Below are 15,613 nucleotides of genomic sequence, written 5' to 3' on the forward strand. Positions count from 1 at the left end.
CGACGCCATGACGACGCACCTACTCAGCCCAACTGACCTCTACCACACGGGAATTGTGGTCCCCGACATCGAGACCTGGAAGACCCGGCTGACCGAACTCGCGGGCCACCGCTGGACCGGGACCATGGCCGCGGACCTGCCGGTCCGGACGGCGGACGGCGGACGCGTACTCCCGCTGCGCTACGCGTACTCACTGGACGCCCCGCACCTCGAACTAGTCCAGGAGATCCCGGGAACACCCTGGACACCGGCCCCGAACCTGTCCGTCCACCACCTCGGCTACTTCTGCGACGACCTGCAGACGACCTCCAAACGGCTGGAGGAGGCGGGCTTCCCGCTGGAGGCCTGCGCGCTGGTCGACGGCACCCCGGCGCTCTTCGCCTACCACCGCGATCCGTACGGCCTGCGCATCGAGATCGTGGACCGCACCCTCATCCCGGACTTCGACGCCTACCTCCGCGCCAAGGCACCGTCGTGGCACTGACGTTCACCGAGGAGCAGGAGGAACTCCGTACGACACTGCGGCGCTTCCTCGCCGACAAGGCGCCGAGCGCGGCCGTGCGCCGCGCGATGGACTCCGCCGAAGGGCACGATCCCGGGCTCTGGCGGCAGATGGCCGACCAACTCGGCCTGCACGGGCTCGCGTTGCCCGAGGAGTACGGCGGATCCGGCGGCGGGCCCGTCGAGTTGGGGATCGTGCTGGAGGAGACCGGACGGGTCCTGCTGCCGTCGCCGTACTTCGCGACCGTGGCACTCGCCGGCCAGGCCCTCACGGCCTCCGGCGACGAGGCGGCGAAGGCGCGGTGGCTGCCCGCGATCGCCGACGGAACGCTGACGGCCACCCTGGCCCTCGCGGAGGAACGCGGCTCCTGGCGGCTGGAGGACATCGAAGCCTCGGCCGAGAACGGGACCGTGACGGGCACCAAGATGTTCGTCGTCGACGGCCACACCGCCGACCTGATCCTCGTAATGGCTCGCACTGGCACGGGACTTGGGCTCTTCGCCGTCGACGGTGACGCACCCGGAGTGACCCGCACCCGGCTGGAGACCCTCGACCCGACCCGGCGGCTGGCCCGCGTCGACCTCGACGGCGCACCCGCGCTGCGGGTCGGCCCGAGCGGGGACGCCACGCCGTATCTGCGCACCGTGCTCGACCTGGTGGCGGTGGCACTCTCCGCCGAACAGGTGGGCGGAGCACAAGCATGCCTCGACGCGGCCGTGGCATACGCGAAGGTCCGGGTGCAGTTCGGGCGGCCCATCGGCTCGTTCCAGGCGATCAAGCACAAGTGCGCCGACCTGCTGGTCGCCGTGGAGGGCGCCCGGTCGGCGGCCTACCACGCGACGGCCGTCGCCGCTGCTGAACTGCCCCTGTCCGCCGCACAGTTGGTGCCCGCCGAACTGCCGGTGTCCGCCGCCCTGGCCGCCGCCTGCTGCGCGCAGGCCTTCACCCACGCGGCCAAGGAGAACATCCAGATCCACGGCGGCATCGGCTACACGTGGGAGCACGACGCACACCTCTATCTGAAGCGCGCCAAGTCGTCGGAGCAGTTGTTCGGCGGCCCGGCGACGCACCGGAGCCGGTTGGCCGACCTGGTCGGAATCTGAGACCGACGTCCTGTCGAAAGGTTCATCACGTGGGAATTCGCGACCGCCTGTCCCGCCTGCTGGCGGAAGCGCCCGCGGCTGCCGAGGCGATCGAGTACGACCGGAACTGGTGGACCTGGGGACAGGTCCAGCGCACCGCGCGGGGCCTGGGCGAAGCGCTCGACGCGCTGGGCCTGCCCGCCGGCACCCGCGTCGGGGTCGTCCTGGAGAACCGGCCCGAGCACGTCGCCGTGGTCGCCGCGGTGATCGCCTCCGGCCGCTGCCTGGTCATGCTCAGCCCGCTCCAGCCCGCCGCCCGGCTCGCCGCCGACATCGCCCGATGCACCCCACCCGTCGTCGTGTCCGGAGTCGAAGTCCTCGCCCGCGAGGGCGTGTTGGACGCCGTGACCGCACAGGGCGCGGCCCTTGAACTGGACACCGACGGATCCCTACGACGCGCAGGCGGCACGGCACCCGTCGCGGCCCCGACGAGTCCGGGCATCGCCGTGGAGATGCTCACCTCCGGCACCACCGGCCCCCCGAAACGCGTCCACCTGCGCATCGGCCAGCTCGACCAGGCCCTCGTCTCCGGCGGACAGACCCGCAAGGACGACCGGCTCCTGTCGGGATCGGCGTCCCTCGTGGCCACCCCGCTCGTGCACATCGGCGGACTGTGGCGGGCCCTCGCCTGCCTCGCCACCGGGCGCCGCATGCTCCTGACGCCCAAGTTCGGCGTCGAACCCTGGGTGAGCGCGGTCGAACGCCACCGGTTGCGTGCGGCGAGCCTGGTCCCGGCCGCGATTCGCGCCGTACTCGACGCGCGGATCCCCAAGGAACGCCTCGCCACCCTCCAGGTGGTCACCTCCGGCACGGCACCGTGCCCGCCGGAACTCGCCGACGCCTTCTTCCGCACCTACGGCATCCCGGTTCTGATGACCTACGGCGCAACGGAGTTCGCCGGAGCCGTCGCGGGCTGGACCCTCCCGCTGCACGAACACTGGTGGCAGCGCAAGGCGGGCAGTGCCGGACGCGCCTTCGCCGGCGTCGAGTTGAGGGTGACCGGCGAGGACGGCACCGAGCTGCCGCCCGGCCGGACCGGCCGCCTTGAGGTCCGCACCGAGCAGAGCATTCATGGCGGCCGGACCTGGATGAAGACCAGCGACCTGGCCCGCATCGACGCCGACCGGTTCGTGTGGATCGAGGGCCGCGCCGACGACGCCATCATCCGCGGCGGCTTCAAGGTGCAGCCGGAGACCGTCAAACGCGTCCTGGAGACCCACCCGGCCGTACGCGAGGCGGCCGTCGCCGGACTGCCCGACCCGCGGCTCGGTGAAGTGCCGGTCGCAGCGGTCGAGTTGGAGCCGGGGCAGCCCGCACCGGACGCGGCCGAACTCACCGCCCTCTGCCGCACCCACCTCACCCCGTACGAGGTGCCCGCCCACATCGTCGTCCTCGACCACCTGCCCCGCACCCCGTCGAGCAAGGTCAGCCGCGTCGAACTCCTCGACCTCGTAAGGGCCCGGCTCGCCGAACCCGCCGGAGCGTCGGTGCCCGAAGGAGTAACCGCGGTGTCCAGCAAGGAGGTTGACCGGTGAGCGATACCGAGCAGAAGCCGGCCGAACAGTTCGGCGTGCTCACGGACGAGGCGGTCGCACGCTCCCGGCGCCGTCTGGGAGTCCCCCAGCCGCAGCGCAATCCGCCGCACAACCACGAAGTGACGTGGGACGGTTCACGCCACTTCGCCTACGGCTACGGCGACGCCAACCCCCTGTACTGCGACCCGGACTACGCGGCGAAGACCCGCTGGGGCGCGCTCGTCGCACCGCCCACCTTCCTCTACACGATGGGGGAGGACGCGGCCCCGGCACCGGACCCGGGGACCAAGGCGCTCCTCAAGGGCGACCCCTTCGCGGGCCTCGGTTCCTATCAGGCGGTGATGGAGTTCGAGTGGTGGCGGCCCCTCCAACTGGGCGACCGCTGCCGGGTGTTGCAGACCCAGGTCGGCGTGGAGCTGAAGCGCAGCAGCTTCGGCGGACGCACCGCACACGTCGTCCGCGACTACCTCTACGCCAACGGACGCGGCGAGATGCACGCCCTGCGCCGCGGCACGTGGATCAACGCCGAGCGGCACACGTCGAAGAAGCGAGCCAAGGAAGCGCTCGAACAACAGCCGTACCTGCCCGAGCAGTTGGCCGAGATCGACGCCGCGTACGCCGCCGAGACCAGGCGCGGCGCCGAACCCCGCTACTGGGAGGACGTCGAGGTCGGTGAGGTGCTGCAACCCCGGGTGAAGGGCCCACTGACCACCACGGACGTGGTCGTCTGGCACCTCGGCTGGGGCATGCAGCTCACCCCGCCCGGCGCCTTCGGCATCGCGGCGGCCGTACGGCGCAAGGCCCCCGGCCTCTACCCGCCCAACCGCCTGGGTGTCCCCGACACCGTGCAGCGCCTGCACTGGGAACCCGAGCGGGCCCGCGAACTCGGCCTCCCCAACCCCTACGACTACGGCGGCATGCGCGAGACCTGGCTCTGTCACCTCCTCACCGACTGGATCGGCGACGACGGCTGGCTGTGGCAACTGCGCTGCGAACACCGCAAGTTCAACTACCTCGGCGACACCACCTGGGTGCACGGCACGGTCGTCGACAAACGGCAGGCGGACGGACGCAGCGAGGTGCACATCGACGTGCGCTGCGAGAACCAGCGCGGCGAAGTCACCACACCCGGCAGGGCGGTTGTGCTGCTGCCGACCAGGGAACGGGCCGTCGAACTTCCCGAGCCGCCCGCCCAGGACCTGGACGGCATGGTCGCCCACGAACTGGAGCGGTTCGCGGTCAAGTGAGCTGCAAGTGAGCGGCAGTCGAGAACGAGAACTCAGGAGGCACAGTGTCTGACGAGGTACTGGCGGAGCGCCGGGGCGCGGTCCAGGTCATCACGATCAACCGTCCCAAGGTGAAGAACGCGCTGGACGCCGGTGTGGGTGCCGGAATCGCCGCCGCGGTCGACGAGTTGGACGAGACGGACGAGCTGCGGGTCGGTGTGCTCACGGGAGCGGGGGGCACGTTCTCGGCGGGCATGGACCTCAAGGCGTGGCTGCGCGGCGAGAGCCCCGCGATCGAGGGCCGGGGGCTGTGCGGGATCACCATCACCCCGCCGCGCAAACCGCTGATCGCTGCGGTGGAGGGCTGGGCGCTGGCCGGCGGCTTCGAGCTGCTCCTCGCCTGCGATCTCGTCGTGGCGTCTCGCGCGGCGCGGGTCGGGGTACCGGAGGTGACGCGGTCCTTGGTCGCCCGGGCCGGTGCGGCACTGCGCCTTCCCCAACGGGTGCCGTACGCCATCGCGTTGGAGCTGCTGCTGACCGGTGAGCCCATCACCGCCGAGCGCGCGGCCGAGGTCGGACTGGTCAACCGGCTCACCGACGAGGGCGGCGCGCTGGCCGGCGCGCTGGAACTCGCGGCGACCATCGCGGCGAACGGCCCGCTCGCCGTCGCCGCCACCAAACAGATCGCGCAGTCCGCCGCCGACTGGACGCTGGCGGAGGGCTGGATCCGGCAGGCCGAGATCGCCTCGCCGGTGTTCTCGTCCGAGGACGCGCGGGAGGGCGCCGCCGCGTTCGCCGAGAAGCGCCCGCCGGTCTGGAAGGGCCGCTGACAGCGCCGTAGAAGCATCAGGATCCTCAACTCAGGCTGCCAGGGAGGGTGTTGTGACCGCAGGACCACTGTCCGGCTGTCGTGTGGTCGAGCTGGGCGGCATCGGGCCCGGTCCGTTCGCCGGGATGCTGCTCGCCGATCTCGGTGCGGAGGTCGTCCGGGTGGACCGGCCCGAACGGGCGGCCGAGCCCGACGCGGGCGGCCCCGCGGACGTCCTCAACCGGGGCAAGCGGTCGGTCGTACTCGACCTGAAGCACCCGGCAGGACCCGCCACCCTTCTCCAACTCGCCGAGCGCGCCGATGTGTTGATCGAGGGATTCCGCCCCGGCGTCACCGAACGCCTGGGCATCGGACCCCACGAGTGCCTGGCCCGCAACCCCCGGCTGGTCTACGGCAGGATGACCGGCTGGGGCCAGACCGGACCGCTCGCCGCAGCAGCCGGACACGACCTCACCTACATCGCCCTCACCGGCGCGCTCGGCGCGATCGGCGACGCGGCGGGCCCACCGCAGATACCGCTCAACCTGGTCGGCGACTTCGGGGGCGGCGGCTGCTACCTCGTGATCGGCGTGCTGGCCGCCCTGCATGCCGTAGGGCGCACGGGAGTCGGCCAGGTCGTCGACGCGGCCATCGTCGACGGGACGGCCCATCTCCTCGCGAGTACCTTCGGCAAACTCGGGCGCGGGGCCTGGACCGACGAGCGGGGGATCAACCAACTCGACGGCGGCTGGCCGTTCTACGCCGTCTACGAGACCAAGGGCGGCGGACATGTGGCGGTCGGCGCCCTCGAAGCCAAGTTCTACCGGAGCCTGATCGAGCTGCTGAAACTGGACATCGACCCCGGACTTCAGCACGACCGGTCGACCTGGCCGGAGCTGCGCCGCCGACTGGCCGAACGCTTCGCCGAGCGCACCCGCGACGAATGGGCGGTCCTGTTCGAGGGCACCGATGCCTGCGTCGCACCCGTCCTCGGTCTCACCGAGGCGGCGGCACACCCCCAACTGGCCGCGCGTGGAAGCCTGTTCACGCGGGAGGGCGTCGTCCAGCCCGCGGCGGCCCCCCGTTTCTCCGCCACACCGTCGAGCCCCGGTCCGGCCGCACCACCGGTAGGGGCCGACACTCGCGCCGTCTTCCAAGACTGGGAGATCGCCGACGCCGACGGACTCGTCGACAGCGGCGCCGCCGTCCAGTTCCCCCACTGACCGAAAGGACCCTGTCATGCCCGAGGCCGTCATCGTCGACGCCGTACGCGCGCCCATCGGCAAGCGCAACGGCTCCCTGGCCGCCGTGCACGCGGCCGATCTGTCGGCACACGTACTGACCGCGCTGGTGGAACGCACGGGTGTGGACCCCGGCACCGTGGACGACGTGATGTGGGGCTGTGTCACCCAGATCGGCGACCAGTCGAGCAACATCGCCCGCTTCGCGGCACTGGCCGCGGGCTGGCCCGAACACGTCCCCGGGGTGACCGTCAACCGGGCCTGCGGCTCCAGCCAGCAGGCCGTCGACTCCGCCGCGCACGCCGTCATGGCAGGGCAGTACGACCTCGTGGTGGCCGGGGGAGTGGAGACCATGACCAGGGTCCCGCTGGGCTCGCACCGGACCACCGGACAGCCGTACGGACCGGCCGTCCTGGCCCGCTACGACGGGTTCCAGTTCAGCCAGGGTGTCGGCGCCGAGCTGATCTCGGAGCGGTGGGGCCTCAGCCGCACCCGGCTCGACGAGTTCGCCTCCGAGTCGCACGCCAAGGCCGCCGCGGCGATCGACTCGGGGATCTTCGACGACCACATCGTGCCCATCGAGGTCGACGGCACCAAGTTCACCGTCGACGAGGGCCTGCGGCGCGGTACTTCGGTCGAGACCCTCGCCAAACTCAAGCCGTCGTTCAAGGAGGACGGCGTGATCCACGCCGGGAACGCCTCCCAGATCTCCGACGGCGCCGCCGCGTTGCTCATCACAACTCCCGAACGGGCAAGGGAGTTGGGCCTCAAGCCGATTGCCCGCTACCACTCCGGCGCGGTCAGCGGCGCGGACCCGATCATGATGCTGACGGGGCCGATCCCGGCGACGGAGAAGGTCCTGCGCAGGTCCGGCCTGTCCATCGAGGACATCGGGGCGTACGAGGTCAACGAGGCCTTCGCACCGGTCCCGTTGGCGTGGCTGGCCGAGACGGGGGCCGACCCCGAGCGGCTCAACCCGCTGGGCGGAGCGATCGCGGTCGGCCATCCGCTCGGCGGCTCCGGCGCCATCCTGATGACCCGCCTGCTCGCCCGCATGCGCCAACGGAACCTGCGCTACGGCCTCCAGACGATGTGCGAGGGCGGCGGCACCGCCAACGCCACGATCATCGAACTGCTTCCGTGACATCTGTCCCGCGACCGGGGTCCGGGCTCTCTTCACCCGACCTCGGCACTCCCTTGCCAGTGGCCGAGGACCGGCATCGCCGGATGCGGGCGTGCGACGCGCCGTAGCTCGTACGGGCGCTCGGCCGCCAGGCCGCGGGCGGCGGTCGCGAAAGCGGCCCGGTCGGGGTGACCGGTCTTCCGGAGCAGGCTCGCCACATGTTTCTCCACGGTCCGCGGCGAGATGTGCAGCCAGTCGGCGATGTCCTTGTTGCCGATCCGCTCGACGAGCAGCCGGGCGACCTCGAACTCCCGGACGGTGACCCCGCACCGGCGCAGATCGGGCGGTACGTGCTCGGTGCCGGTGCGCCGCTGCCGTACCGGCGCGCCCATACCGCGCAACAGGCTCCGGCAGGCGGCGGCGACCGCCGGAACGCCGAGGCCGTGGAAGTACTCCTCCGCCTCACGCACCCAGTCGACGGGCTCGCCCCAGCCGTCCTCGTACGCCGACCGCGAGACCAGGCGCAGGCACAGATTGCGGGCCGGCGGGTACGGTGCCGCGGCCTTGAGCGCCGCCGTCGCGGCGGCGGTCGCCTCGGCGGGCCTGCCCTCGCGGCCCAGCAGCACCGCGTGCGCCGCCCCGACGAACTGCCGGTTCCAGCGCGTGCCACCACCGGCCCGGGTGACGTCGGCGTAGTGCCGTCGGCCCGCGCGCCCGGCGAGCACAGCCCGGAGCAGCATGACGCCGTACAAGTCGTGCGCCCCGTACTCGCCGACTCCGGGGTTCTCCTTGTCGTACACGAGAGCCTGCGCGAACTCCCACTCGGCGGCGTCGTGGTTCTCCTCCAGCAGCGAGCAGAACGCCCGCGCCAGGCCGTACGACATCTGCCGCACGCCGGGAGCGTCGTCGACGCAGGGGGCCAGCCGGTCCAGTGCCTCCTCCATCTCGGCGCGCCGCCCCTGGTGGGCGAACCGCACGGCCTCGGCCAACCGCATCATCGACACGGCCGGACGCAGCCGTAGTCGCGTCGCCGCGGTCAGCCCTTCGCGGATGCGCCGGCCGGCCGCCTCGAACTCGCCCCGCCGGACCTGGTCCAGCGCGAGGACGCAGCCGGTCTCGTGGGCCTGCGGGAGCACACTGATCCGCAGGGCCCGCCGCTGGGCCTCTTCGAGCCCGGCCCGCTGTCCGTCGCGCCGCAGCGCGCTCCGGGCCAGGTGCACCTCGGCGGACACCCGCAGGTCGGGGAGCCGGTGCAGATCGGCGAGCGCACCGGCGCGCGCGAAGTGTGCCGCGGCGGCCTCCTCGTCGTGTTCCGGCGCCAGGCGCCCGAGCATCAGCAGCGCCCCGCCCAGCACCTCCGGGAGATCGGCCCGCTCGGCCGCGTCCGCCGCCCGGCGGGCGTATCCGGCGGCCGTGCGCAGCCGGTCGGGCGCGGACCGGCTCAGCTCCACGCGGGCCGAGGCCAGGTCGACGGGCGCGGTGTCCGTGGCGGTCGGGGAGGGGCCGAGCAGCCGACGGGCGACATCGAGATGCCGGAGGGCGTCGGTGGGCCGGCCCGACGACGCGGTGACGTCGGCCAGCCGTGCGTAGAGGCCGGCCCGGCGCGCGGCGGGAATCTCGTGGCCGCCCAGTGCTTCGACGTCGGCGGTCAGCCCGAGTACGGCGTCGAACCGGGCCGCACGCGAGACGGTCTGCAGGAGCAACTCCAGCACCGTGGCACGTAGTTCGGGCGCGGGCCCGGCATCGGCCGACCGCTGCGCCCGGGTGAGCAGGGTCACCGCCCGTTCCACAGCGCCCTCGGTCATCGCCCGTCGCGCCGCCTCGCAGTACAGAGGGACGGCTTCGCCGGTGTCACCGGCCCGCTCGAACAGGTCGGCGGCGTGGACGCACCACTCGCCGGGCAGCCCCGGATGGAGGTCGACCAGGGTGTTCGCCGCGAGCCGGGCGTATCCGGTGCGCTCCGTCGGCCCGAGATCCTCCAGCAGCACCTGTGCGGCGAGCCGGGGCCGGAACACGTACCAGTCCGGACTCGACCTGTCCGGTTCGAGAAGGTACGAGGCGACTCCCGCCCGCAGGACCGTGAGCAGTTCGCGATCGTCGCACTCGGCCGCGCGCTGCAGCGCGGACAGCGGGAAGCGCTGCCCGAAGAGGGCCGCGATCCCGAGGATCGTGCGTCCGCGGGGGGCGAGCCTGCCGGTCCGGGACCTGACACTGCGGGCCACCGCGGCGGGGACGGAGAGTCCCCGGGAGTCGTCCGGGGCGCGCAGGGTCACGGCATGGAGGAGTTCCTCGACGACCAGCGGGATCCCGACGCTGTCGGCCACCACGGTGTCGACCAGTTCGGCGCCGGCCGCGCCCGGGGCGGATCCCAGCTCGGCCACGACCAGGGTGCGCACGTCCGGGCGCCCCAGTGGCCGCAGTTCGAGGGTCGACGCGGCACCGCGCTGACCCGCCCGGGCGGCCAGCTCGGTCGCCACACAGGGCTCACGACCGGCGATGAGCAGCAGTACGGCGGGCTGCTCCGCGAGGTTGTCGAGGACGTACTCAAGGACCGCCAGCGTCTCCGTGTCCGCGTCGTGCAGATCGTCGAGCACGAGCAGGAATCCGTGTTCTCGTCCGGCCTCGGCGAGCACGCGCAGGAAGGCCTCGGCGACCGTGAGGTGCGACACGACGGCGGTGCCGGGAGCGTGGTCTCCCGGCAGCAGGTGAGCGAGCACCGGCCCGTAGGGGCCCAGTTCGCCCGGGCCCGGCAGCAGGCCGGCCCGGGACAGGGACAGCAAGGCCTCGATCAGCGGCCGGTACGGCACGACCGATCCGACCGTACCGGCCCGGCCCCGCGCGGTGACCATGCCCGCCGCGGCAGCCGCGCGGAGAGCCTCCACCGCGAGCCGCGTCTTGCCGATGCCGGGTTCGCCGGTGACGAAGACCGTGCCGCCACGCCCCGAGCGCGCGGCGGCCAGGACTCTCATGACCTGCCGCATCTCGGCCCGCCGACCGACGAATTCGCCACGGGCCCCGGCCCCGCCCGCGGCCGGACGGCTTTGGCCGGCGGTCTTCGCGCCGCTCCCCTGCGACGACGTGTGCCGTGAGTCCGGGGAGCCGGTGGCCGACTGCCCCGTGAGGTACCGGACCTGCTGACATTCGCGTGTGCGCATCAACATTCCCCCGATGTCGAGTCGTCCGGAGTCAGCGTGATTCACCGTCGTCCGGCTGTCGTGCCGGGTTCCGTTCAGCGGACCGGATCCGGCGCCTCCCGCCCGGGCGACGACCTGGCGCACGGGGGCACGGGGGCACGGGGGCGCGGGGGCACGACCAGGCCGAAACGACTCACGCTACCGGCTCCGGCGACCGCAGGACACGGGGCAGGACCACCACCATTCGGGTCGGCCGGGAGCGCGTCTTCCTGGGGGCGCCGCACCCGGAATACGGGGTGCTTTCCCTGATGTACGCGCCCGGCGCGCGCCGTTGACTGGCCCAGCCGATCGGTCGGTACCTGTTCCATCCCCGGAGCGCCGCAAAGCGCTCCCGACCACCAAGGAAGTGACCCGCATGAGCGTTCTGAAGCTGCAGACGATCGAACCGCGGACGGAGAACAGCAGCGCTCTGGTGCTGAGCATCACCAGCAGCCTGAGCAGCACCTGCTGCAGGAACCCCTCCTGAGCGGCATCTGCTACGGGACACCCGCCTGAGCGGTGCCCGCAGCCGGTGATCTGACGGCGTGAACCATGCGGGCAGCGCACGCCCCGCGCGCCCCGCATGGTTCGCGCCGCCCCGGCGCGCCCTCGCCGACCGCCCGTCAGGCTCCTCGGACAAACTCACAGAGGCAGACATGATCAACGAACGATGGGTCTACCGATTCCCCTTCTGCTGGAACGACACCCTGTTCTTCGACCCGCTCGACGTCTCCTACGAGCCGCATCCCGACCACTTCCTCGCCTCCCTCGACGACCGGGTGCGGTCACGATTCGTCCGCAAGGGCATCTGGTGGAGCTACCGGCACAACGCGAACCTGCCCGCGCAGGGGTGGAAGATCCATGTGTCGGCGAACCAGCGCAACGTGCGCGAGGTCGCCGCCTCGGTGATCGGGTATCTGACCGAGCACGACATCGACTTCAAGATCGCTCTCGATCTCACCGTCTTCGAGATGCTGAGTTCGAAGGCCATATCGCGGGGCAGCGGCGGGAAACTCGTCACCGTCTACCCGCGGGACGACGACGAGTTCCGGTCGTGTCTGGCCGACCTCGCCGAAGTCCTGGACGGCGCCGAGGGGCCGTACGTGCTGTCGGACCTCCGGTACCGCGACTGCAAGGCGCTCTACTTCCGGTACGGGCAGTTCCTGGACACCCACTCCGTCGACGTCCTGGGCCGGCCGGTGCCCCACATCACGGGGCCGGACGGGCCGGTCGCCGACGACCGACGCCCCGGATACGCCCAACCGTGGTGGGTGGCATGGCCGTTCACCGACTGGAAGCCCCCGGCCGACCCCGATGAGGACGGCCTGCTCGCGGGCCGCTTCCGGGTGACCGGGGCGCTGCAGTTCTCCAACAGCGGTGGGGTGTACACCGCCGAGGACACGGCGAACGACGACCGTGTGGTGGTCCTCAAGGAAGCCCGCCCGCACACCAACGTCGACCCGCGGCAGGACCACGACGCCGTGGACATCCTCAACCGCGAGTGGGTGTTCCTGAACCGGTTGGCCGACGTCGGCTCGTTCCCCGCCCCGATCACCACGTTCCGCCACTGGGAACACCACTTCATCGCGGAGGAGTTCGTCGAAGGCACCGACATCCGCTCCATGCTGCTCGAACGCAACCCGCTCGCCCGGCTCGGACCCGGTGGCGTCCCGCAGTCGCGGGAGTTCCTGCGGATCTTCCTCGCCGTCTTCCGAGGACTCGCGCGTGCGCTCCAGGCCGCCCACGACCGCAAGGTGATCCTCGGCGACTTCACCGCCGCGAACGTGCTCATCGACCCGGACACCCTCCAGGTCACCATCGTCGACCTGGAGACGTGCCGACTGACCGAGGCCGACCCCGAGCACGCGCACCTGGAGGCACCGGTCGAGCTGTACACACCCGGGTTCAGCAACTTCCGGCGCCGCTTCGCCGCATCCGCGGTCGAGGACGACCAGTTCGGCCTGGCCATGACCATGGCCTACTTCATCTTCCCGGTCGCGGCCCTGTCGTACCTGCGCGAGGACATCCTGGACCGCTACCGGATCTTCACCGACAGCCTCGGCTGGCCGTCGCGGATCCACGAGATGCTCACTGACCTGGCGCGAGCGCGGATCACGCTCACGGACGTACTGCGCGAACTGGAGCACGAGGACGACCTGCTCGACCAGGTCCGTGCCGTGCCGGTGCGGCCGGTCGTCGAGGAACGACTCGGCCTGGCGGAGACCGAGGCGGGACTCGCGGCCTTCATCGACGCCGTCGCCGACACCGACCGGCCCACGCTCTTCCCCGTCGACCCGTTCGCCCACGTCACCAACCCCCTGAGCCTCGGCTTCGGTGCGAGCGGCGTCCTGTGGGCGCTGAACGCCTCGGGCGTCCCGCTCCGGCCGGAATGGCTGGGGCGACTGCGCGACGACCTGGCCGACATGGACCCCACCCAGTACCCGGCCGGCCTCATGAACGGGCTGGCCGGCATCGCCTGGGCGACCGACACACTCGGATTCCGCACGCAGGCCACGCAGTTGCTGGCGCAGGCCAACCGGCGCGCACACGAGTCCGGCGACCCCACCTTCTACTACGGCCTGGCCGGCGTGGGAATGACGAACCTGCGCTTCTACCTCCACGACCGCGACGGACGTCACCTCGCCGCGGCGCGGGACTGCGCGCGGGCCCTGCGCGAGGCCGCCCGGCACGACGGCGAACGGGTCCACTGGCGGAACGAGTTCACGAGTGAGAAGCCGTTCACCGGCCTGGGCTTCGGCCAGGCGGGCGTCGCGATGTTCCTGCTGCGCATGCACCAGATCACCGGGGACGAGTGGTGTCTGGACCTCGGCCGCGGCGCACTGGCCTGGGAGATGGCACACGCCGAGCGGCACGACGACGGCAATGTCACGTTCGACCACTACGGCACCGCCGAACCCTATGTCGAGGTGGGTTCCGCGGGTGTCGCCCGCGTGCTCCTGCGCTACGGCGACCTGGACTCCGCACGGACCGTCCTGCGCGCACTGGACGTCCGGCAAGCCGTGCTGCCGGGCTTCTCGTTCGGTATGTCCGGGATCGCCGATACGCTTCTCGACGCCGTCGCGATCACCGGTGACACCGCGTACCGGAACATCGCGGTGCGGCAACTCGACTTCGTGAGGCGGCTGTTCCTGTTCGAGCCGGACGAGCGGTTCGGGGTGGCGCGACACGGCGAGGCGGTGCCGCTGGGCTCGCCCGGCGACGGACTGCTGCGCTGCTCCACCGACTACCTGACCGGCTCGGCCGGCATCCTGCGGGTGCTCCACCGCGTGAACCACGGCGGTACCGCCGACTTCCTGCTCGACGAGGTGTCACGGTGAAGGAGCTGTGGCTCACCCTCAGGGGCCACCGGACCCAGTTCTCGATGATCGTCCTCATCGAGGCGGCCCTCGGCGGGACCGAAGCCCTGGTGCATCCCCTGCTCCTCAAGGCCCTGTTCGACCAGGCGATCCTGACCGGCCGCTTCCGCAGGTTCGTCGCACTCGCCGCCTGCTACCTCCTGCTCGGCCTCACCCTGAGCCTCGGGGGCTACTGGGTGGCGCGCTGGCGCAAGGGGTTCGAGAACACGTTCACGCTGGACCTGGAGATGGAGCTGCTGGACCGCGCGCTCGACCAGGACGGACGGCGGATGGCACAGGCCGGCAACGCCTCGTTCGTCAGCCGGGTCCACAACGACGTCAAGGAAGGGGTCCTGCCGGCCGTCGACGTCTGCATCCGCATCGCGAAGCAGTCGGTCGCGTCCGTCGTCTTCATCGGCGTGCTGCTGTACCTGTCCTGGCAGGCCAGTCTCATCCTGCTCGTCATCGTGCCGCCGCTGGTGTACGTCAGCAACCGCATCGCCAAGCGGATCGAGGACAACACGGAACCGGAGCGCGAGGCGGAGGCGCAGTACGTCAACACGCTGTCCCGGACCCTGGAGTCCTTCCACGCGCTGCGCGGCCTGCCGGCCCTCCTGTCCGGCACCCGGGCCGCCAACAGGAAGGCGCTGCGCGGCTTCCTCGGCATCACCTTCACCAACTTCCGGCTCACCCAGAAGCAGAGCACGCTGAGCGACCTCGTCATGAACCTGTCCGACACCGCGTCGATGATCACCGGGGCGTACTTCGTGCTCGCCGGCCGGATGACGTTCGGCAGTTTCCTCGCCTTCGTGAACTCGCTGTGGCGGGCCGTCACCGGAATCTTCGAACTCGTGAACATGATTCCGCAGGCCCGCCGGAACATCGCCGTGCTCAGGCGGATCACCGCCCTGCGCGCCTCCGCCGTGTCGCCGTACCACGACGAGGGACCCGCGGTGCTGGTCCACGCTGCCCGCGTCGGATACGACGACGGCGCGGACGTGACGATCGACGACTTCGAACTGGGCGCCGGCGAGCACGTCCTGCTCCGGGGCCCCAACGGCTGCGGCAAGACGACGCTCCTGCACATCATCTCCGGAACGCTCGCCCCCGACCGCGGGATGGTCATGCTGCCGACCCGGGTGGCCGCTCTGACCGCTCCGGTCAACCTGCCCCCGTTGCCCGTTCGCGAGCTGGTCGCCGATGTACGGGTGCGCACGGCCATGGGGCTCGACGAGGTGGCCGACCAGCTGCCCTCGGAGTTGTCGTCCGGCCAACGACAGCGGACCGGGGTCGCGGCGCTCCTCTGCGAGGAAGCGGACGTGTACCTCGTCGACGAGCCGTTCGCCAACCTCGACAGGACCGGCAGGGACTTGGTGCTGCGGGCGCTGAAACAGCACACCCACGGGCGCGGTCTGCTCGTGGTGCACCACGGCGACGAGGATCTCGACAGCCGGTTCGACCGCGTGGTCACCTTGTCCGCGACCGCCGCTCACCCCTGAGCCGGCAC

11 protein-coding genes are annotated in these 15,613 nt (G+C 71.6%); 10 read left to right on the top strand and 1 reads right to left on the bottom strand.

The features are described 5' to 3' along the window. Positions 1-7: 7 nt before the first annotated feature. Genes ACIBJH_RS09260 through ACIBJH_RS09290 form a run of 7 tightly spaced genes read left to right on the top strand, consistent with a single transcriptional unit; the run spans position 8 to position 7,598 of the window. Entirely contained in the window at positions 8-484 is a 477-nt protein-coding gene (locus ACIBJH_RS09260; protein ID WP_399116212.1) for a VOC family protein, read from the top strand. After that, complete coding sequence (locus tag ACIBJH_RS09265; RefSeq protein WP_399116213.1) at positions 475-1,605, top strand: acyl-CoA dehydrogenase family protein; 1,131 nt, start codon at positions 475-477, stop codon at positions 1,603-1,605. Before ACIBJH_RS09260 ends, ACIBJH_RS09265 begins: the two co-directional genes overlap by 10 nt. A 29-nt stretch (positions 1,606-1,634) precedes the next feature. After that, positions 1,635-3,179, top strand: a complete 1,545-nt coding sequence (locus ACIBJH_RS09270; protein WP_399116214.1) for a class I adenylate-forming enzyme family protein — start codon at positions 1,635-1,637, stop codon at positions 3,177-3,179. Next, the gene (locus ACIBJH_RS09275) at positions 3,176-4,426 is read left to right on the top strand and encodes a MaoC family dehydratase N-terminal domain-containing protein (RefSeq protein WP_399116215.1); all 1,251 of its coding nucleotides are present in this window, start codon (positions 3,176-3,178) and stop codon (positions 4,424-4,426) included. Before ACIBJH_RS09270 ends, ACIBJH_RS09275 begins: the two co-directional genes overlap by 4 nt. Positions 4,427-4,470: 44 nt before the next feature. Further along, entirely contained in the window at positions 4,471-5,235 is a 765-nt protein-coding gene (locus ACIBJH_RS09280) for a crotonase/enoyl-CoA hydratase family protein (protein WP_399116216.1), read from the top strand. 52 nt (positions 5,236-5,287) lie between these two features. Next, positions 5,288-6,436 carry a CaiB/BaiF CoA transferase family protein gene (locus tag ACIBJH_RS09285; RefSeq protein ID WP_399116217.1) on the top strand — a complete coding sequence of 383 codons (1,149 nt, stop codon included), beginning with the start codon at positions 5,288-5,290 and terminating at the stop codon, positions 6,434-6,436. A 16-nt stretch (positions 6,437-6,452) separates the two neighbouring features. Further along, the gene (locus ACIBJH_RS09290; RefSeq protein WP_399116218.1) at positions 6,453-7,598 is read left to right on the top strand and encodes a thiolase family protein; all 1,146 of its coding nucleotides are present in this window, start codon (positions 6,453-6,455) and stop codon (positions 7,596-7,598) included. A gap of 32 nt (positions 7,599-7,630) precedes the next feature. On the opposite strand, the gene ACIBJH_RS09295 is transcribed toward ACIBJH_RS09290, so the two are convergent. After that, positions 7,631-10,738 carry a helix-turn-helix transcriptional regulator gene (locus tag ACIBJH_RS09295; RefSeq protein WP_399116219.1) on the bottom strand — a complete coding sequence of 1,036 codons (3,108 nt, stop codon included), beginning with the start codon at positions 10,736-10,738 and terminating at the stop codon, positions 7,631-7,633. A 388-nt stretch (positions 10,739-11,126) separates the two neighbouring features. On the opposite strand from ACIBJH_RS09295, the gene ACIBJH_RS09300 reads away from it, so the two are divergent. The 3 genes from ACIBJH_RS09300 (at position 11,127) to ACIBJH_RS09310 (ending at position 15,605) form a co-directional block, all read left to right on the top strand. Further along, positions 11,127-11,237, top strand: a complete 111-nt coding sequence (locus ACIBJH_RS09300) for a class III lanthipeptide (RefSeq protein ID WP_399116220.1) — start codon at positions 11,127-11,129, stop codon at positions 11,235-11,237. Between the two features lie 169 nt (positions 11,238-11,406). After that, positions 11,407-14,088 carry a class III lanthionine synthetase LanKC gene (gene lanKC / locus ACIBJH_RS09305; protein ID WP_399116221.1) on the top strand — a complete coding sequence of 894 codons (2,682 nt, stop codon included), beginning with the start codon at positions 11,407-11,409 and terminating at the stop codon, positions 14,086-14,088. Continuing rightward, positions 14,085-15,605, top strand: coding sequence for an ATP-binding cassette domain-containing protein (locus ACIBJH_RS09310; protein ID WP_399116222.1), 1,521 nt, complete (start codon positions 14,085-14,087; stop codon positions 15,603-15,605). Before lanKC ends, ACIBJH_RS09310 begins: the two co-directional genes overlap by 4 nt. The last annotated feature ends 8 nt before the right edge of the window (positions 15,606-15,613 follow it).

The organism is Streptomyces sp. NPDC050548, from assembly GCF_044457385.1.
Taxonomy (GTDB): Bacteria; Actinomycetota; Actinomycetes; order Streptomycetales; family Streptomycetaceae; genus Streptomyces.

Coding starts and splice junctions, on each gene's coding strand:
- ACIBJH_RS09260 (WP_399116212.1), top strand. CDS start 8: ATGACGACGCACCTACTCAGCCCAACTGACCTCTACCACACGGGAATT.
- ACIBJH_RS09290 (WP_399116218.1), top strand. CDS start 6,453: ATGCCCGAGGCCGTCATCGTCGACGCCGTACGCGCGCCCATCGGCAAG.
- ACIBJH_RS09295 (WP_399116219.1), bottom strand. CDS start 10,738: ATGTTGATGCGCACACGCGAATGTCAGCAGGTCCGGTACCTCACGGGG.
- ACIBJH_RS09300 (WP_399116220.1), top strand. CDS start 11,127: ATGAGCGTTCTGAAGCTGCAGACGATCGAACCGCGGACGGAGAACAGC.
- lanKC (WP_399116221.1), top strand. CDS start 11,407: ATGATCAACGAACGATGGGTCTACCGATTCCCCTTCTGCTGGAACGAC.